Genomic DNA, 17,901 nt, shown 5'->3' with positions numbered 1-17,901 from the left:
GCGGGCTTCCAGCAGGGCTCTGTGGGCCGTTTGGTGCCGCGGGGCGAGGGGTTGGCGGGGTGTGCTGCGTTACAAGGGGGCAAGCACCCCTATGCGCCGGATCGGCGCGCTGGGCAGGTCCGCACGAACCACCAAATCGCCTGTACCGGGTCGCCGCCAATATAGATTGGGAAATGTTCAGCTTAGCCATTATTGTATCACCCAATCCGCTCGATTATCCAAGACTATATCCGGTGCGTTTTTCTTATTTACCCGACGTCGGCAATCTTTGATGCCTATCCGAATCGAATACGACTCAACAAATGCAGCATCAATGCCTTCAATGGGACGGGATATTGTTGTACCGTAATTTTAAATGCTACGCTGTCAGCAGCGAGTAGCCCCGAACACTGCTTGTGCCCGGGGCAACTTCCTCAGCCAATCAGACCACGTTTGCTGAGCGCGCGGGAAACCCACCAGAGCGCTTGTTCCTTATTCCGGAAGGTTCCCTGCGCCACCAAGCCGTCGATGGCGTAGGCGAGCACTGCCTCGAAAGCCGCCGTGGGCGCCAGGGACAGAGTCGGGATCACGTCATCCAAAGCGGCCTCGAGGTGATCCTGCGACACGCGCAGCTTCGCGCGCCGAGCTCGGGCTTGTTCAAGTCTAGTCATCGTTCTTCTCCGTGATGGCAGGGTGCCATCACGGAGCCTTTACGTGACGCGGCAGACGCCCCACGCAGCCGGTACGGACCATCGCAATGGCCTTTGCAGCACGGCGCCCCTTCCGATCGTCGTCATGGGTCAACACGAGCCTGCCGCATGTGACGTTGGCCTAAGCGTCGGCCTGTAGGACGCCGACCGGGGGTTGGATAGCCCAGCCCCCGCCGCCACCGTTTTTGCCTGCTGACGAGGGCGGAAACGGCGTCAGCAGGCTCGCCGGGGCTCTTAAGCTCGGGTCTGTCGGACCACGATCGTCGGTACCGATCAGAATCAGCCTGCGGCAACGGGGGCCAGCGGTGTTGCTTTCCCCTTTGGCTGCGTGGTGGCGCCAAGCGATGAGACGGCGGCCGGATGATAAGCGGCAGCACTAGGAAGGCGAGCGTGGCGGTATCGACCGCTATCGTTGCGGTCAAGAACAAGCGGGATCGGTGGCAAACGAACGGCCAATCGGAATGCAGCAATATCCGCGCTTTAGGCCTGACGTCTTAGGTAAATACTAATTGAAAACATGATCGATGCGATACCGTTGGAGCGAAGCCAAGGCACAGCAGCGTCATTCTGCAACGCCTGCTACAGATGTCTGAAAATGACGCCTGTATATGAATACCTATGCCCGGATGGCCCCGTCAGCCCTGGGAAGCATGCACAAACTGGAGAGCATGCGCAGCATCAACCTGTATTGAACCTCAAAACACCCACCGAACCCTGCCCACAGGGAGACCAAGGCCCCTGAGCAACACCGGAAACCATATCCCATGAGCAGCACCGCCAGCGCCCGCCAGATCACCGAAGCTTACGGAGACTGGGCCATGCGGTTCCGGGAAGATGGCTGGACCCCGTACCTGTTGACGCTGATGTTCCGGCAGCTGCGGGGCTCGCCTGCGGCGGTTGCGCGCCAGATGGAACGTGAGGCGGAACGGGTCTACGGCCGGTTCATCACGCGCGTGCGCCGGGATCCAGGGGCACCGTCGAGCGTCGGCCGCCTGCCGGTGTGGATTTGCAGCCCTGACTACCCCGTCTTTAAGCACTCTAAGCAGAGTTTGGAGGAGGTGACGATCAACGATGGGCGCCACCTGCACGGTCTCGGCTTTCAGCCCCCACCCCAGCATTCGCGTCTGGCAGAGCCTGTTGATGAGCATTTTGCGGCACGGCAGGACTTCTACGTCCGACCGGACCTCCCCCTGCTGCGCCTGCACGCCAAGCTGATCACGCACAATCTAGATGGCGTGGTCGATTACGCGCTGAAAGCGATGTGGCGGGGCTTGATCGGCGAGGATGGCGTGTTCGTCCTACCCCGCAGCAGGTCAGAAATAAGCTCGAGCAGCACCTTCCCCGTCCGAAGGTTCCACTAACCGAATTGCGACGCCGGCCATCACCACCGGCGTCGCACAATGAAGTCTACGACTGGTCGAGGATCTCTTCAATCAAAAAACACTTCCAATCGTATTCTTCTTTGTCTTGCCGCCGCAGCCTCAAAACAATCGAACTATAATTCTCGGTCTCTAGAATTCGCGCTAGTAGATTATTTGGATCATCAACCATCAGCATGGTCTTAGGATTGTACTTCGGCCGCCTCTGCTTTGGCTGAAACGGTGCTTCTATCGCCCTCCTGATTACTGCTGATCGGTCGGGCGTAGCCACTTTCGGAGCAGGGCGCGGTGGTTGTTGTGCTATCTCAGAAAATTTTTCTCCAAAGGTAAAGTCTTTATCGATGTTTTCATTGTCGTGATCTTCTACCGTCGGCCCCACACCTTCCTGGTCGTCTTCGTTTTTCTCAGTCGCCCTTATCCGACGCCAGAACTCAGCCATTCCTAGTTGCTTCAACTTGCCGGCGACTTCTTGCGGTTCCATATTGCCGCTTGCGAAATAGCCAGCGAGATCGCCATACGACCGGACTAATTCGTATTCAGCCCCACTAATAGCTGCAACATCAAAAATAAGTCTGGCCGCTGCGGTACTTATTTTCCGAGGACCCCTAGCATCGTCGTGGAAAAACGCGTGTGCTAGCAGCTTACCCCGGAGGCCGGGGGTGTTGTTGACGTCACGAATAAACTCAGCCAAAAAAGCGACTGCCTCACACTTCGCCTCCCGATGCGAAATTTTATCAGCTTCTAGGTCGCTCCTGCACTGTTCAAGCCCTTGGATTCGATCTTTATCATAGACTTTGATCCAAGCATGAAGCCTACAGCTCATTTTATAGCCCATTGACATTGGGTGGCCCTTTCTAAAACAGAAATTCTGTATTAAAGTGCGGAGATCAGCGACATGTTGATGAAGCGTCAACCGTCGTTGGCCAGAGGCGCTAAACTGATTTGTTAGGCGGCCAGTCGGTGGCTGTTGGCGCCACACCAGGACGCTCGATAAAAGCCCGCACGTCCTCCACACGGAAGCCGGCGATACGGCCTGGCCCCAAGCGGACAGGTGAGGGGAACAGGCCAGCCTGGATCCAAGCATACAGAGTCGAGCGGCTAACCGGTATTGGGCCGCCCTGCCCAATGATTTGAGACAACCTAACAAATCCCGATGCCGGCAACCCGGGATGACCTGTGGGCGTTATGTTTTGTGCTTGAGCACTCATCGCTGAAGTCCCGTCTTTATTTCGACAAGACTTAATTAGACGCTTCGGTATCAACGGTCGATTTTGCGCAGGTACGACATGTCACATGCTGTAACTGCGTAGGACATTGCAAGCCATTGTCATTGCTACATTATCAGTCCCAAACGGGCTCACTTAGATTGGTACTGCGACGGTAAGCAGCCATTTTGCCGTAAGCGGTTGCCGTCATCGCGGGGAGGCGAACGTCGAGCGGCGTGAGCATGTCCGGAAATTGGAAAAAGTCGTTTGCGGCCATCGAACGCCTATCGATTATCGCCTTCAGCTCAAGCTGGAAATGGAGTGCGGCACTGAAGAAAGTCTTGAGTTCCTGTTTGCGGGCAGCCGTCGCACTCAGCCGTTGGAAGAAGTCCGGTTGGCGCGGATCGAGATACCAATCGAATTTCGCACCGTGGAACCGCGCGCATTGGAGGGGGGCGGATCGCTTGTAGCGCCGCCAAAGCACCTGATGATTGGAGATGCTGCACCAGTCCTTCCTATCGCGCCCGAAGTTGCCCCTAACAAATCCGCCGTGCTTGTTAATGAACTCCCAAGCCTTTCCCAGGCTAGCGCGTTTTCGCTTGTCCTCACTCTTAGGTTTAAATGTGAGCAGAAAACGAACCACATCCGCCGTGTAATTGCAATTATTATAAGATTTATGCTCATCAATCAGCCAAAATATTGGAATGGCAATGACATTCTCTAGCAATTGCATGTATGCTCGGTCGTCGTACACCTCAGTCAGCCACTCGATCGGCGGATTTATGCCGTGTTCACGCGCCTGGAGGACCGCGCCGCATAAGGCGGCGAAAACGGTGGTCGTCGCACCTTGCGGATCATCGGGGGAGTTCAGCCATCCGGAGAAGGCGGCTACCGCCAACTCGCGCTCGAACAGGTAGCGGCTCGGTCGGTCGCTCGTCAGAACCTCGACGGCCTCTTCAACGCGCATCAGATGCCCTTTACTATTGGCTACCTGCTCCATCGGCCGACGGTCCGCCGATGCTATCGCTTGGTGCCTTTGACTGCTCTTCACAAAACGCGGCCCATTGCTCCATCATCTCGCGCCGCTTAGCGAGCAGGTCGTCGCGCCGGTAGGTTGCCTCGACCCGGTTGGGCAAGGCATTGGTCGCGTACCAGATCTCCGAGATGAGATGCACGAACGGCGTGATCATGTGCGACGAGCTGCTGAATATTCATACGCACCAGCATCTTTGCCGTACGCACTGGCCAACTCAGTGACGCACCTGACGTTTCCGGTGGCTGGGTCGTCAAGCCCCCTCGAAGCTGGGACCGGATTGCGCGAGGATGTCGACCACACGGACTGCAACGTGCGCCACAATGAGCAGAGAGATCAGCGCCTCGGTCTTCATCGGTAGGTTGGCGTGCGGCGTCAGCGGCAGCATGTCGGTGGATGTGTGGGCGGCCGTGTCTGTGAACCCAGAGATCACAGCTTTCAATCCGTACAATCGGGACGTGGGGGTTTGCATGATCGCTCGCCCATCGATGCGTCGTGACCGGCCTCAGCCAGAGCGGCCGAAAGTACTCGATCCGAGGGCTAGAGCGGCTGCTCCTGTGGTGACGCGATAGGTTGTGAATGATCTTGCGCAGAAGGCGACATCTAGCGCGACCAAAATGTCACGCCGCGTCAGCGTGAGGCTCAGGATGCGAAAGGCTCGTAGGAACGGCGAGTTGTCCGACGGCGTCCAGTCTCATCCAGGATTATTCAACCTGCCGGCCGGGACACAAACTGGACACCTGCATAGGCAATTTAAGCTAAGTGCTTGATTTTGTTGGCGCGCCCTACGGGAATCGAACCCGTGTTTTCGCCGTGAAAGGGCGACGTCCTGGACCGCTAGACGAAGGGCGCATTGGCTAGGCCGGGGTTCTATAGTCGGACCGGGGGCGGCCGGCAACCGCCGAAGCGCCACATCGCTCCGGTTTGACCGGAGGCCGGCTTGGGGCGATGGAGGGGCATGCCTGAACCCACTCCCCGCATGACCCTCGTCCTCGGCGGGGCGCGGTCCGGCAAGAGCGCCTACGCGGAGGGGGTGATCGAGGCCTGCTCCGGGCCGTGGCTCTACCTCGCCACCGCCCAGGCCTTCGATGACGAGATGGTCGACCGCATCGCCCAGCACCGCGCCCGGCGCGCCGGAGCGTGGCGCACCCGCGACGTGCCGCTCGCCCTGCCGGAGGCGGTGGCCGAGGCGGAGGGGCCCGTCCTGGTCGATTGCCTCACCCTGTGGCTCACCAACCTGATCCTGGCGGAGGCCGATCTGGAAGACGCGACCGTGCGGCTCATCGCCGCCTGCGCGGGCGCGCCGGGGCCGCTGGTGCTGGTCGGCAACGAGGTCGGGCTCGGGATCGTACCCGACAATGCCCTCGCCCGCCGCTTCCGCGACGCGGCCGGGCGCCTGCATCAGCGGCTCGCCACCGAGGCCGACCGGGTCGTTCTCACCGTGGCCGGGCTGCCGCTGATCGTCAAACCCCAAGCCACTTTTTCGGGAGCCCCCGCATGAACGAGGACGAAGCCCGCCACCGCGCCAAGATGGAGAAGCGCAAGGCCGTGCAGGACGCCGAGGTGGCGGAGAAGACCCTCGAGAAGGGCTTGCTCATGGTCCATACCGGCCCCGGCAAGGGCAAGAGCACGGCGGCGCTCGGGCTGATGCTGCGCGCGCTCGGCCGGTCCTGGCGGGTCGGCATGGTGCAGTTCATCAAGGGCGGTTGGGACACGGGCGAGCGCCACGCGGTGGCGGCCTTCGGCGACCGGGTCGTGTGGCACACCCTCGGGGAGGGCTTCACCTGGGAGACCCAGGACAAGGCCCGCGACATCGCCGCCTGCCGCCACGCCTGGGACGTCGCCGAGGGCCTGATGGCCGAGCCGACGATCCGTCTCCTCGTCCTCGACGAGCTCAACATCGCGCTGCGCTACGATTACCTCGACCTCGACGCGGTCCTGGCCGCGCTCCGGGACCGCCGGCCGGACCTGCACGTCGTGGTCACCGGCCGCAACGCCAAGCCCGCCCTGATCGAGGCCGCCGATTGCGTCACCGAGATGGGCAGCGTGAAGCACCATTTCGCCGCCGGCGTGAAGGCGCAGGAAGGGATCGAGTTCTGAGCCCGCCGCGCGCAAGGGCCCTGATGATCCAGGGCACCGGCTCCGATGTCGGCAAGTCGCTGATCGTCGCGGGGCTGGCGCGCGCCTTCACCAACAGGGGCTTGGTGGTCCGGCCGTTCAAGCCGCAGAACATGTCGAACAACGCCGCCGTCACGGCCGATGGCGGCGAGATCGGCCGGGCGCAGGCGCTCCAGGCCCGGGCCGCCCGGGTGGCGCCCTCCGTGCACATGAACCCCGTGCTGCTGAAGCCGCAGAGCGAGGTCGGCTCCCAGGTGGTGGTGCAGGGCCGGATGGTCGCGACCGTGAAGGCCCGCGACTACCAGGCCTGGAAGCCCCGGCTGATGTCCGCCGTCCTCGACAGTTTCTCGCGATTGGCGGACGAGGCCGATCTCGTCCTCGTGGAGGGTGCGGGCTCGGCCTCCGAAGTGAATCTGCGCGCGGGCGACATCGCCAATATGGGCTTCGCCCGGGCCACCGGCACGCCGGTCGTGCTGCTCGGCGACATCGACCGGGGCGGGGTGATCGCCAGCCTCGTCGGCACGAAGGCCGTGATCGACCCCGACGATGCCGCCATGATCGCGGGCTTCATCGTCAACCGGTTCCGGGGCGATCCGAGCCTGTTCGCCGACGGGATGCGGCTGATCGCCGAGCGCACCGGCTGGGCGTCCCTCGGCCTCGTGCCGCATTTCCCCGACGCCGCCCGCCTGCCGGCCGAGGACGTGCTGGGGCTCGCAGGCTCGGAATCCCGTGGCCCTAAGGCCGTCACGGTGGCGGTGCCGGTGCTGCCGCGGATCGCCAATTTCGACGACCTCGATCCCCTGCGGGCGGAGCCCGGCGTGTCGGTGGTGCTGGTCCGGCCCGGCACGCCGATCCCCGCGGAGGCCGCCCTCGTGCTGCTGCCGGGCTCCAAAACCACGATCGACGACCTGGAGGCGTTTCGCCAAGAGGGCTGGGACATCGACCTGCGGGCGCATGTCCGCCGGGGCGGCCGGGTACTCGGGCTGTGCGGCGGCTACCAGATGCTCGGGAAGAGTCTCGCCGACCCGCACGGGATCGAGGGCGCCCCCCGCACAGTGCCGGGCCTCGGCCTCCTCGACGTCGCGACCGTGATGACCCCGGAAAAACGCCTCGCCGCCGTCACCGGCACGAGCCTGCCCGACGGCGTGCCGTTCGCGGGCTACGAGATGCATATCGGCGCCACCGAGGGCCCCGACGCGGCCCGTCCGCTCCTGCGTCTCGCGGACGGGCGCCTGGACGGGGCGGTCTCGGCGGATGGGCGCGTGGCCGGGACCTACGTGCACGGCCTGTTCGCCGACGACGCCCAGCGGGCCGCGTGGCTCGCGCTCCTCGGGACCGCCTCGGCAGACGCGGGCTACGAGGCCGGGGTCGAGGCGGCCCTCGACGGGCTCGCGCGCCACATCGCGGCCCATGTCGATTGCGACCGCCTCCTGACACTCGCCCGGTAGCCGCGGGGCGGGTCAGCGATTACTCTGCGTAATGGCAGGCCCTCGCCACGAGGGGCCGCGACCGCCCGGAGGAACGCCGATGCCGTCCACGCAAGCCCCGCTCGGGGCGGATCTCGCCGCGAGCACCGTCCGCACGGTGACCCTGCGGCTGATGCCGCTCCTCGGGCTGCTCTACCTGATCGCCTATATCGACCGGCAGAACGTCTCCTACGCCAAGCTGGAGATGGTGGGCAGCCTCGGCTTGAGCGAGACCGCCTACGGGCTCGGCGCCTCCCTGTTCTTCCTCGGCTACTTCCTGTTCGAGGTGCCGGCCAACGTCTTCCTGGAACGGGTCGGCGCGCGGATCTGGTTCGCGCGGATCATGATCACCTGGGGCCTCGTCACCGTGCTGCTGGGCTTCACCCAGAGCGCCACGATGTTCTACGTGCTGCGCTTCCTGCTCGGCGCCGCGGAGGCCGGATTTTTCCCCGGGGTGCTGTTCGCCCTTACGCTGTGGTTCCCGCATGCCCACCGGGCGCGGATGATCGGCTGGTTCATGATCGCGAGCGCCATCGCCAACGCGGTCGGCGCGGCGGTCGGCGGGGCGCTGCTCGGCCTCGGCGGGGTCTGGGGCCTCGCGGGCTGGCAATGGGTGTTCCTGGCCACCGGCGTGCCGGCGATCCTGATGGCCGTCGTGGTGCTGGCCGTCCTGCCGGATGGCCCCGAGACCGCGCCCTGGCTGTCGCAGGCTCAGCGCGACTGGCTGGCTCAGACGCTCAAGGCCGAGAACGAGGCCGGCGGCCATGTCGACCACGGCAACCCGTTCGCGGCGCTCCTCGACAAGCGCGTGCTGATGCTGGCCGGCATCTACATCTTCCTGCCGCTCGCCGCCTACGGCCTCGGCTACTGGCTGCCGACCGTGGTCAAGGGGTTCGGCGTCTCGAACCTGACCAACGGCCTGCTCAACATCATCCCCTGGACGGCCACGGCTTTGGCCCTGTGGTGGGTGCCGCGCCACGCCGCCCGCACCAACGCGCAGGGCAACGCGTTGACCTGGCACGTGGTCGGGCCGGCTCTGGTCGGGGCGGCGGGGCTGGCGCTCTCCGTCGTCCTGCCGGGCAACGCCGTGAAGTTCGCCTGCCTGTGCGTGGCGGCGGCCGGGACCTTCTCGGCGCAGCCGGTCTTCTGGTCGATGCCCGGGACCTTCCTGCGCGGCGCCACGGCGGCGGCCGGGATCGCGGCGATCAACTCGGTGGGCAATCTCGGCGGCCTCGTCGCGCAGAACGTGGTGCCATTCATCCGCGATCAGACCCAGAGCAACCTCGTGCCGATGCTGTTCCTGTCGGTCTGCCTCGCGGTGGGGGCAGGCCTGATGTTCGTGGTGCTCTCGGCCCTGCGCCGGGACACCGAACGGCGGGTTGCGGCAACGACAACGCGGGCCGCCTGAACACGGCACGGTTTCGTGCGTTATCGTTCATCGTGCCGGACTGACTGGCGCGATGATGCAAACCCGCTCGGCTGCGGGCCATCGTCGAGGAGGGCACCGCAATGAGTCAGGGTTTTCCACTCATGATCCTCGCCTTCGGGACGCTCGGCGGGATCTGGTTCCTGGCCGCCGCGGCCCGGAAGCAGGTCGCCGACGCCAAGGGCAGCCCGGAACGCTCCAACGTAATCCATCACCACGGCGGAGAGCCGCGGCCGAACATGCCGGGCACCGAGCACTGAGCGCCTGAATTCCGGGTTTCCAAAGGGCTGAGGCCCTTTGGCGGGGTGTCGGGTCGGGGCCCCGACCAGGGCTCCACCCTGGACCCGCGAAAGGTCTCGATCTTTCGAAACCAGGACGTGACTTCGCTCAGCCGGCGGTGATCCGCCGGCAATGGGCGAGGGCGGCGCCGATCAGGTTGTCGCTAGCCTCGGGCGTGCGGAACGCGGAATGCGCCGAGAGCGTGACGTTCGGCAGGCTGGCCAGCGGGTGATCCGCCGGCAGGGGCTCGACCGTGAACACGTCGAGCCCGGCCTGCGCGATGTGGCCGGTCCGCAGCGCCTCGACCAGGGCGGGCTCGTCGATGAGCGCCCCCCGGGCGGTGTTGATCACGATGGCGCCGGGCTTCATCGCGGCGATGCGGTCGGCCGAAAGGAAGCCCCGGGTCTCGTCGGTCAGCAACAGGTGGAGCGAGACCACGTCGCTCTCGGCGAGCAGCCGCTCCAGGGGCACGAAGGCGACATCGGGATGGGTCCGGGCCGTGCGGTTCCAGGCGAGCACCCGCATGCCGACGCCCTGGCAGAGCCGCGCCATCTCGGCCGCGATCCCGCCGAAGCCGACGAGGCCCACACGCTTGCCGGTGAGTTGCATCCCCTCGGTGCGCAGCCAGGAGCCGGCGCGCATCGCCCGGTCCATCTGGGCAATGCCGCGGGTCGCCGCCCACATCAGCGCGAAGGCGCATTCGGCGACCGCCGTGTCGCCGTAGCCCTTGATCGTGTGGACCGTGACGCCGAGCTCCGCCCGAAGCGCCTCCGGGTCCATGTAGCTGCGCGCGCCGGTACCGAGGAACACCACGTGCTTCAGCCCGGTGCAGGCGCGGGCCACATCGAGGGGGAGGGCGGTGTGGTCGATCACCGCGATCGCGGCCCCGGCCAGGATGCCGGGCAGGTCCTGCGGGGCGATGGCGGGCTCCGCGTGGATCACGAAGGGCGGATCGTCCGGCTGCAGCAGCCGCCGCGCCACCGCCGCCAGCGTCGCGTTGGCATCCACGAACACCACGCGCATCGGCTTCTCCCTGTCCCGCCCGGTCACGATGCGTCGGACGCGCGGAGCGTGCCAAGCCTCAGAATTCGAGCCCCGGAATCAATGCAGGCCTCCACGGGCGGCGGGCGCGGCAGACGAGGACGAAAAAAGCCGGCCCTTGCGGACCGGCCTTGGTTTTCGTCCCGTCGGAACGGATCAGCGCTGCAGCGACGCCGTCTGCGGGGCGATGGTCGGCGGGGTCGCCTGCGCCACCGTCACGGCGCTGCGGGGCGCCGTCGGCATCCAGCCGGTGGCGCACTGCATCACGAGGGCGAGGCCCAGGGCGACGCACAGACCGTTGGCAGCCACCCAGAACGGGCGTGCAGCCCGTCGTACGGCGGCCTGAAGCTCCTCGGCCGTCCTGCTCGCCGACTCGGCGGCGCGATCGGAAATCGGCAGCAGCCACGGCTCCGTCGGCAGGGCATAGAGACCGGCCATCTCGTTGGAGCCCGGCAGGTTCTGGAACAGTCCGTTCGACATGTTCATCCTCCAGATTCGTCCGTGATGTCCCGGCTTACCGGGCCATTCGTTCATCTACAGTTAAGGGAGGATTGTGGCTGATGCAAGGTCACGGCTCTTGTCCGGGGTCCGCCGGACGCCATGGCGGGTCCGGCCACGCTTTCCGAGCGGTCAGTTAAGCCTTTGATCCGAAACGATCTTCCGGACCAGCTGTGACATTCCCGCTTCAAAGTGCGGATCCGCACCTTCGGCACCGGGCCGTTCCTGACCGCCAGCTGTTCCTGAACGGATTCGTTCAGCCAGCGCCGATCAGCCGGATCGCCGCCTCCCGCTCGAACAGGTAAAGCAGCACCCGCAACGCCTGCCCCCGGGGGCTCTTGAGGCCGGGGTCGCGCTCGACGATCATCCGGGCATCGTCCCGGGCGGCCTCCAGCAGGGCGCCGTCGCTCTCCATCCGGGCGAGCCGGAAGGCCGCGAGCCCGGATTGCCGGGTGCCCAGCACCTCGCCCTCGCCGCGCAGCCTCAGGTCGGCCTCGGCGATGCGGAACCCATCCTCGCTCGCCCGCATCATCTCCAGCCGCGCCCGCGAGACCTGCCCGAGGGGGCCCCGGTAGAGCAGCAGGCAGGACGAGGCCCGGGAGCCGCGCCCGACCCGGCCGCGGAGCTGGTGCAGCTGCGCCAGCCCGAACCGCTCCGCGTGCTCGATCACCATGATGGTCGCCTCGGGCACGTCGACCCCCACCTCCACCACCGTGGTCGAGACGAGGAGCTTGGTCTCCCCGGCCGCGAACCGCGCCATGGCGGAATCCTTCTCGGGCCCCGGCATCTTGCCGTGGATCAGCCCGACCGTGTCGCCGAAATGCTGCTTCAGGTCGTCGAAGCGTTCGGCGGCCGCCGCGAGGTCGATGAACTCGGATTCCTCCACCAGGGGGCAGATCCAGTAGACCCGCTCGCCCCCGGCGATCGCCCGGGCGAGGCCGGCCACCACCTCGTCGATCCGCTCGGTCGACAGCGTGATCGTGCGGATCGGCTGCCGGCCCGCGGGCTTCTCGTCGAGGATCGAAACGTCCATGTCGCCGAAGAAGGTCAGCGCCAGGGTGCGGGGGATCGGGGTCGCGGTCATGACCAGAAAGTCGACCGCTTCGCCCTTGGCCCCGAGCGCCAGCCGCTGATGCACGCCGAACCGATGCTGCTCGTCGACAACCGCGAGGCCGAGATCGCGAAACGTCACGGCCTCCTGGAACAGGGCATGGGTGCCGACCAGGATGTCGATCTCACCGGCCGCGAGGTCGGCCAGGGTGGACTTGCGCTCCGAGGCCCGGTCCCGGCCGGTCATCAGGCGCAGGCGCAGACCGCCGGCCAGCGGCTTCAGCCGCTCGAAATGCTGCCGGGCCAGGATCTCGGTCGGCGCCATCAGCGCCGCCTGACGCCCGACCTCGACCGCCGACGCCATGGCGAGCAAAGCCACCGCGGTCTTGCCCGAGCCGACATCGCCCTGGAGCAGGCGCAGCATCCGCCGGGGCTCCACGAGGTCGGCGCGGATCTCGGCCACCGCCCGGCCTTGCGCGCCGGTCAGCGCGAAGGGGAGGGCGGCCTCGATACGTCCGCTCAAAGTCCCGTCGCCGGCGTTGACCCGGCCGGCCTTGCGCCGCTGGCGGGCACGCAGCAGGGCCAGCGCCAGTTGCGAGGCGAGGAGTTCGTCGTAGGCGAGCCGCTTCCGGGACGGCGTCGCGGGCGGCGGCTGGAGCGGGTCCTCGGCCTTCGGGGGCGCCTCCTCGGGGCGGTGCTCCAGGCGGAGCGCGTCCGCGAAGGCGGGCAGGCGGTTCTTCTCCAGCCAGGCCGCATCCTGCCACTCCGGCAGGGTGGGCAGCCGGTCGAGGGCCGAGACGGCGAGCTTGTTGATCGCCCGGGAGGTCAGCCCCTCGGTGGCGCCGTAGACCGGCTCGACGGCGGGCAGTTCGGCCAAGCCCGCCTCGTCCACGATCCGCGACGGGTGGACCATCTGGCGGGTGCCGTCCCAGAGATCGATCCGGCCGGTGATGTAGCGGTGCGCCCCGAGCGGCAGCATCTTCTCCACCCGGGGGCGGGGCATGCCGAAGAACACGAGCGTGATGTCGTGGCCGGAGGCATCCTCCACCACAACCCGGTGCGGGCGCTTGCCCGATCCGATCTGGGCCGGGCGATGCTCCACCACGGTGACGCCGATCGTCACCGGCTCACCGGTCGGCGCCTCGCCGACCGAGCCCATGAGCTTCCGCGCCACGCCGCCCTGGGGCAGGTGGAACAGGAGATCCACCACCCGGGCCTCGCGCTCCGGGGTGCCGAGCAGCTTCTCGATGAGCGGCGCCATCTTGGGACCGATCCCCGGCAGGGCGCGGGCCGGGGCGAACAGCGGATCGAGGATGCTCGGACGAAGCGTGGGGGCTTCGGCGCGCGCGGCCGCCTCCTCCGCCGCCGCCGTGGCGTCGGGGTCTGTCACGGCCGAATCCTGAGTCGCGCGTGCATCTGTCATGGCGGTTCGGCGGACATGGTGCCGGAGGCGCCTTATCATCCGGTGCATCCCGGCGCGCCAGTGCGTCAGGATGGAGACCGACACCCATGGCCAGCGACTTCCTGCCGGGCTTCGCGTCGCACCGGATCGAGACCGCCCCCGGCGTGACGATCAACGCCCGCTCGGCCGGCTCCGGGCCGCCGGTGCTGCTGCTGCACGGCCACCCGCAGACCCTGTCGACGTGGCTTCACGTCGCCCCGCGCCTGGCCGAGACCCGCGCCGTCGTGGCCATGGACCTGCGCGGCTACGGCGATTCGTCAAAGCCTCCGGGGGGCGAGCGCCACGCCGCCTACGCCAAGCGCGCCATGGCGGCCGACGCGGTCGCGGTGATGCGGGCGCTCGGCCACGACCGATTCGCGGTCGTCGGCCACGACCGGGGCGGGCGCGTCGCCCATCGCCTCGCCCTGGATCATGCCGAAGCCGTGGAACGGATCGCCCTGTTCGACATCGCGCCGACCGCGACCATGTACACGCGCACCGACAAGGCTTTCGCCACCCGGTACTTTTGGTGGTTCTTCTTCATCCAGCCCCATCCCCTGCCGGAGACGCTGATCGGGGCCGATCCGGAATACTTTTTACGCCACCACATCGAGGGTCAGTCGAAGACCCCCGGCTCGACGCCGCCGGACCTCTTCGCGGAGTACCTGCGCTGCTACGCGGACCCCGCCTGCCGCCACGCGATCTGCGAGGATTACCGGGCGGCGGCTGGCATCGATCTGGAGCACGACGCCGCCGATGCCGACGCGCGCGTCACGGCGCCGCTCCTGGCGCTCTGGGGGGCGAAGGGCGTCGTCGGCCAGACCTACGACGTGCTGGAGACGTGGCGCGAGAAGGCCACCGACGTGTCCGGCCGCGCGCTCGAGTGCGGCCACACCCTCCAGGAGGAGCGGCCGGAGGAGGTTTTTCGCGAAGTCTCGGCGTTCCTGGGGTGACCGGGCGGCTGCGGCGCCGTGGCCCGCCCGGGCCGAGGGATGGCGCCCTTGGCAGGATTGCGGGAAGGCGCAGATAGAAGCCGCATACTTGCGCCGTGGTGATCGGCGGGCCAGCAAACCGTACGGGGAATCATGTCCGAAACGCGAGAGGGCCGATTCGACGTCGCCGTGGTCGGCGCCGGGGCCGCGGGCCTCGCGGCGGCGCTCGCCATCGCCCGAGAGGGGATCCCCACGGCGCTGGTCGGCCGACACGCCCCCGTGGCGGACGGACGGACCGTGGCGCTGCTCGACGGGTCGGTACGCTTCCTGGAGGCGCTCGGGGCCTGGGCTGCGGTGGCGCCGCAGGCGAGCCCACTCTGCACCCTGCAGATCATCGACGACACCGGCAGCCTGTTCCGGCCGCCGCCCGTGCGCTTCCAGGCCGCCGAGATCGGCCTCGACGCCTTCGGGTGGAACGTCGAGAGCGCGCGGCTCGTCGAGAGCCTGCGCGCCTGCGCCCGAGCCCAGCCGAACCTGACCCTGGTCGAAGCGGATTGCGTCGACGCGGTGGCGGGTGAAACAGCCTCGCGCGTCACCCTCGCGGAGGGCGGGGCGGTCGAGGCCCGGCTGGTGGTGGCGGCCGACGGGGGGCGCTCGCCGCTGCGGGCCGCGAGCGGCATCCGCGTACGCGACTGGACCTACCCGCAGAGCGCCATCACCACGATCCTGGCGCATGAGCGCCCGCACCGGGACGTCTCCACCGAGTTCCACACCCGCTCCGGCCCCTTCACCCTGGTGCCGATGCCGGGCGGGCATCGCTCCAGCCTCGTCTGGGTGACTGGGGAGGGCGCGGCCCGGCGGCTCGCCGCGCTGGACGACGCGGCCCTGGGGCAGGCGGTGGAACGGCAGGCCCAGGCGATGCTCGGCGCCATGCGGATCGACGGCCCGCGCGGCCTCGTGCCGATGCGCGGTCTGGCGGTTGCGAGCCCGGTGGCGCGGCGGCTGGCGCTGATCGGGGAGGCGGCCCACGTCTTCCCGCCGATCGGCGCGCAGGGGCTGAATCTCGGCCTGCGCGACGCCGCCACCTTGCGTGACGGGGTGCTCCGCGCCGCCCGGGACGGGCGAGATCCCGGGTCGCGCCCGGTGCTCGACGGCTACGCCAGCGCCCGGCGGGTCGACACGGCGGCGCGCACCGCCGCGGTGGACCTCCTCAACCGCAGCCTGCTCACCGACCTGCTGCCGGTCGATGCCCTGCGCGGCCTCGGCCTGCTGGTGATGGGACAGCTCGGGCCCCTGCGGCGGCTGGTGATGCGGGAGGGCGTGCTGCCCCGGCTCGGCGCGCCGGAATTGATGCGCGGGGCGCGGTGAGAGGGCCTCGCCTCTGCGGGGTCAAGGTGAGAGCGGCTCAGAATTCCGGTTGCGCCGCCACATAGGCGCCGAGGCGGGTGGCGAGGTCGACCGGTCCGCCGGCCCGGGGCTCGGCCGAATCGCCGATCAGGATCACCGGGATGCCACGGTCGCGCAGCTGGCTGCGGAGCTTGGCGGCGCGGCGGGCATAGGCCGGATCCCGGCGCGTCGGCGCCTGGAGCAGAACCGCCGCCGGCCGCGCGATCACGGCCAAGACGTCGTCGGCCGCCTCCATGGAGGCGGTCACGCTTGCGTAACCGAGACTGGCGAGCTCGCCCGAAAGGGACCGGTCGACGGCCCGGACGCCGTCATCGACCACGAGCACTTGTTGCAGCGCACCCATGAGCTTAGGCGGTACTCCATCCGGCACAGCTTGAAAAGATAGCCGTGACCACAATCCTTTGCAGAACCCACGAAGGGTCCGTTCGGATCCGTCGGTCCGTGTGCAGATGCGAGATTAGTCGCAGCACCTGAGCGCCAGATGAACCGCCCCGACGCCGCCGTTCAGGACTTTTCAGACGGCCGCGACACCGATAACGGCCCCGCCCGACAGGACGGCCCGGTAGCCCGAATCGCGCCATGCACCGGCGTCCGCCTCCGGCGTCGCGCCGCGGGGCAGGGGCGCCGCCGCGCAGGCCGGGCCGCGGCAGGCGAGGCCGCCATCGCTGGCGAGCGCGAGGGCCAGGAGGTCCAGCGGCAGGGGCGCGCGATCCGGGTGGGCCAGGGTCGCGGCCAGGTCGGGACGTGTAACCAGAGCCGTCTCCCCGAGGACCAGCGTGTCGAGGCGCAGCGCACCGGCCGGCGGCGAATCAGAGCGTGGTGAATCCGAGCGTCGTTTACCGCCGTCCGGCGCGGCGCGCCGGATCAGGGTTGCGGGTGCCCGATGCACGACGTTGAGGCTCCGCACCGTCCAGGGCAGGGTCAGGGCGGCGAGCGCCGGCTCGATCAGGGCGGGGACGACCATGCGGGTCGGCACGGGCCGCAGCAGGGCGGTCCGGAAACCGGCCTCCTCGAAGGGAATCACCGTCTCCAAGCCTGCCCCGGCCGCGAGCGCGGCGCCGAGGCCGGTCACGAGCCCGCGCAGGTCGTGGGCGGGCAGCAGCGTCAGGATCCGCTCGTCCGCCGAGAGCGGCAGGGCGTCGCAATGCGCCGCGATGGCGGCGGCGAGCGCCTCCGCGCTGCGATAGATCGGCCGCTCCGGATCGCTGCCTTCGAAGGTCACGAGGCCGCGGCTGGCGACCGGCTCGGCCACGCCGCGCTCCAGCGCCATCGCGTCGAGGCTGATCACGCCGTCCGGCACGCCGGGCCCGAAGGCGGCGAGATAGCGCAGGCCGAACTGCCGCATCGCCACGTGGGTCAGCTCCTCCGCGGGCCGGCGTGCGCCGCGGCGGCCCTCGGTGAGCACGCCGACGAGGTTGGCGGCCTCGATCCCGGCGGCGAGTTGCTCCGGATCCCAGGCGGCCGGCATCGCGCAGGGCAGGTGCCCAGCCGCCTCGACGGCGAGGTGACCCAGGGCCGCCTCCGCGCCGCCCGAGAACCACAATCCGATCCGGCTGCCGGCCGGAAGCCGCCACGCGCCGATCCCCCGGGCGAGCCGGCCGACGATCTCGGCGGCGGCCGCGTACGTCCACGTGATCGCCGGGCGCCCGCACCACGCGGCCCGGTCGCCCGAATCACGCAGGGCCGTGCGCTGCGGCGCGGCGCGCGCCGCCGCGAACAGGCAGCCGGACAGGCTGCCGGACCGCGCGGACGCGTCCGGTACGGCCTCGACCGCCCTCTCGGCCACCGCGAACGCGCTCAACCCGCCGCCCCCACTGATACTGAAAACCCGCCAGCATGGTCGGCCGATTACGGTTAACCGACCGCTAAGGCCGCCGGGTAACGGCCAATCCCGACTGCCCCATCGGAGACAAGCTCCCCGCGCCGATCACGTCCTC

The 17,901-nt window shown here is 67.9% G+C and carries 19 protein-coding genes and 1 tRNA gene; 8 read left to right on the top strand and 12 right to left on the bottom strand.

Translation table 11 applies throughout. The features are described from left to right. Window positions 1-413: 413 nt before the first annotated feature. Entirely contained in the window at window positions 414-650 is a 237-nt protein-coding gene (locus tag OXS49_RS27535; protein ID WP_267427858.1) for a hypothetical protein, read from the bottom strand. An 803-nt stretch (window positions 651-1,453) separates the two neighbouring features. On the opposite strand from OXS49_RS27535, the gene OXS49_RS27530 reads away from it, so the two are divergent. Next, the gene (locus OXS49_RS27530) at window positions 1,454-2,050 is read left to right on the top strand and encodes a hypothetical protein (RefSeq protein WP_267427856.1); all 597 of its coding nucleotides are present in this window, start codon (window positions 1,454-1,456) and stop codon (window positions 2,048-2,050) included. A gap of 46 nt (window positions 2,051-2,096) precedes the next feature. Here the strand turns inward: OXS49_RS27530 and OXS49_RS27525 are convergent, their stop codons facing one another. From OXS49_RS27525 to OXS49_RS27500, 6 genes are all read right to left on the bottom strand, one after another. Continuing rightward, on the bottom strand, window positions 2,097-2,909 hold the full coding sequence (locus OXS49_RS27525) for a hypothetical protein (RefSeq protein ID WP_267427854.1): 813 nt from the start codon (window positions 2,907-2,909) through the stop codon (window positions 2,097-2,099). Window positions 2,910-3,000: 91 nt separating this feature from the next. Further along, window positions 3,001-3,276 carry an AlpA family phage regulatory protein gene (locus OXS49_RS27520; RefSeq protein WP_267427852.1) on the bottom strand — a complete coding sequence of 92 codons (276 nt, stop codon included), beginning with the start codon at window positions 3,274-3,276 and terminating at the stop codon, window positions 3,001-3,003. A gap of 133 nt (window positions 3,277-3,409) precedes the next feature. Next, window positions 3,410-4,273 (bottom strand): hypothetical protein, encoded by an 864-nt coding sequence (locus OXS49_RS27515; protein ID WP_267427850.1) that lies wholly within the window; start codon window positions 4,271-4,273, stop codon window positions 3,410-3,412. Beyond that, window positions 4,254-4,463 (bottom strand): hypothetical protein, encoded by a 210-nt coding sequence (locus tag OXS49_RS27510; RefSeq protein WP_267427848.1) that lies wholly within the window; start codon window positions 4,461-4,463, stop codon window positions 4,254-4,256. The genes OXS49_RS27515 and OXS49_RS27510 overlap by 20 nt, the downstream gene beginning before the upstream one ends. Window positions 4,464-4,559: 96 nt before the next feature. Continuing rightward, complete coding sequence (locus OXS49_RS27505) at window positions 4,560-4,739, bottom strand: hypothetical protein (RefSeq protein ID WP_267427847.1); 180 nt, start codon at window positions 4,737-4,739, stop codon at window positions 4,560-4,562. A 343-nt stretch (window positions 4,740-5,082) separates the two neighbouring features. After that, a tRNA-Glu gene (locus OXS49_RS27500) sits at window positions 5,083-5,158 on the bottom strand. Between the two features lie 106 nt (window positions 5,159-5,264). On the opposite strand from OXS49_RS27500, the gene cobU reads away from it, so the two are divergent. The 5 genes from cobU (at window position 5,265) to OXS49_RS27475 (ending at window position 9,576) form a co-directional block, all read left to right on the top strand. Next, window positions 5,265-5,807 (top strand): bifunctional adenosylcobinamide kinase/adenosylcobinamide-phosphate guanylyltransferase, encoded by a 543-nt coding sequence (cobU, locus tag OXS49_RS27495; RefSeq protein ID WP_244003810.1) that lies wholly within the window; start codon window positions 5,265-5,267, stop codon window positions 5,805-5,807. Further along, complete coding sequence (gene cobO / locus OXS49_RS27490; protein ID WP_244003812.1) at window positions 5,804-6,406, top strand: cob(I)yrinic acid a,c-diamide adenosyltransferase; 603 nt, start codon at window positions 5,804-5,806, stop codon at window positions 6,404-6,406. The genes cobU and cobO overlap by 4 nt, the downstream gene beginning before the upstream one ends. Before the next feature lie 23 nt (window positions 6,407-6,429). Continuing rightward, the gene (locus OXS49_RS27485) at window positions 6,430-7,872 is read left to right on the top strand and encodes a cobyric acid synthase (RefSeq protein ID WP_267427846.1); all 1,443 of its coding nucleotides are present in this window, start codon (window positions 6,430-6,432) and stop codon (window positions 7,870-7,872) included. A 79-nt stretch (window positions 7,873-7,951) separates the two neighbouring features. Then, a complete protein-coding gene (locus tag OXS49_RS27480; protein WP_267427844.1) occupies window positions 7,952-9,298 on the top strand; it encodes an MFS transporter in 1,347 nt (448 codons plus the stop codon). Between the two features lie 101 nt (window positions 9,299-9,399). Then, window positions 9,400-9,576, top strand: coding sequence for a hypothetical protein (locus OXS49_RS27475; RefSeq protein WP_244003818.1), 177 nt, complete (start codon window positions 9,400-9,402; stop codon window positions 9,574-9,576). A gap of 127 nt (window positions 9,577-9,703) precedes the next feature. On the opposite strand, the gene OXS49_RS27470 is transcribed toward OXS49_RS27475, so the two are convergent. From OXS49_RS27470 to recG, 3 genes are all read right to left on the bottom strand, one after another. Next, entirely contained in the window at window positions 9,704-10,618 is a 915-nt protein-coding gene (locus OXS49_RS27470; protein ID WP_267427843.1) for an NAD(P)-dependent oxidoreductase, read from the bottom strand. Window positions 10,619-10,792: 174 nt separating this feature from the next. Beyond that, on the bottom strand, window positions 10,793-11,116 hold the full coding sequence (locus OXS49_RS27465) for a hypothetical protein (RefSeq protein ID WP_244003822.1): 324 nt from the start codon (window positions 11,114-11,116) through the stop codon (window positions 10,793-10,795). Window positions 11,117-11,390: 274 nt separating this feature from the next. Next, window positions 11,391-13,646, bottom strand: coding sequence for an ATP-dependent DNA helicase RecG (gene recG, locus OXS49_RS27460; protein ID WP_267427842.1), 2,256 nt, complete (start codon window positions 13,644-13,646; stop codon window positions 11,391-11,393). A gap of 47 nt (window positions 13,647-13,693) precedes the next feature. Between recG and OXS49_RS27455 the strand changes: the two genes are divergently transcribed. Together OXS49_RS27455 and OXS49_RS27450 are read left to right on the top strand one after the other, a co-directional pair. Then, entirely contained in the window at window positions 13,694-14,578 is an 885-nt protein-coding gene (locus OXS49_RS27455) for an alpha/beta hydrolase (RefSeq protein ID WP_267427841.1), read from the top strand. A gap of 132 nt (window positions 14,579-14,710) precedes the next feature. Continuing rightward, window positions 14,711-15,925 (top strand): UbiH/UbiF family hydroxylase, encoded by a 1,215-nt coding sequence (locus tag OXS49_RS27450; protein WP_267427840.1) that lies wholly within the window; start codon window positions 14,711-14,713, stop codon window positions 15,923-15,925. 37 nt (window positions 15,926-15,962) lie between these two features. Here the strand turns inward: OXS49_RS27450 and OXS49_RS27445 are convergent, their stop codons facing one another. Further along, entirely contained in the window at window positions 15,963-16,307 is a 345-nt protein-coding gene (locus OXS49_RS27445; RefSeq protein WP_244003830.1) for a hypothetical protein, read from the bottom strand. A 171-nt stretch (window positions 16,308-16,478) separates the two neighbouring features. Further along, complete coding sequence (locus OXS49_RS27440; RefSeq protein WP_267427839.1) at window positions 16,479-17,765, bottom strand: acyl-CoA synthetase; 1,287 nt, start codon at window positions 17,763-17,765, stop codon at window positions 16,479-16,481. Window positions 17,766-17,901: the final 136 nt, after the last annotated feature.

This window comes from Methylobacterium sp. GC_Met_2 (genome assembly GCF_026540795.1).
Classification (GTDB): domain Bacteria; phylum Pseudomonadota; class Alphaproteobacteria; order Rhizobiales; family Beijerinckiaceae; genus Methylobacterium.
Note: the sequence above shows the minus strand (reverse complement) of the source record. Positions and strands in the feature narration are given on the sequence as shown.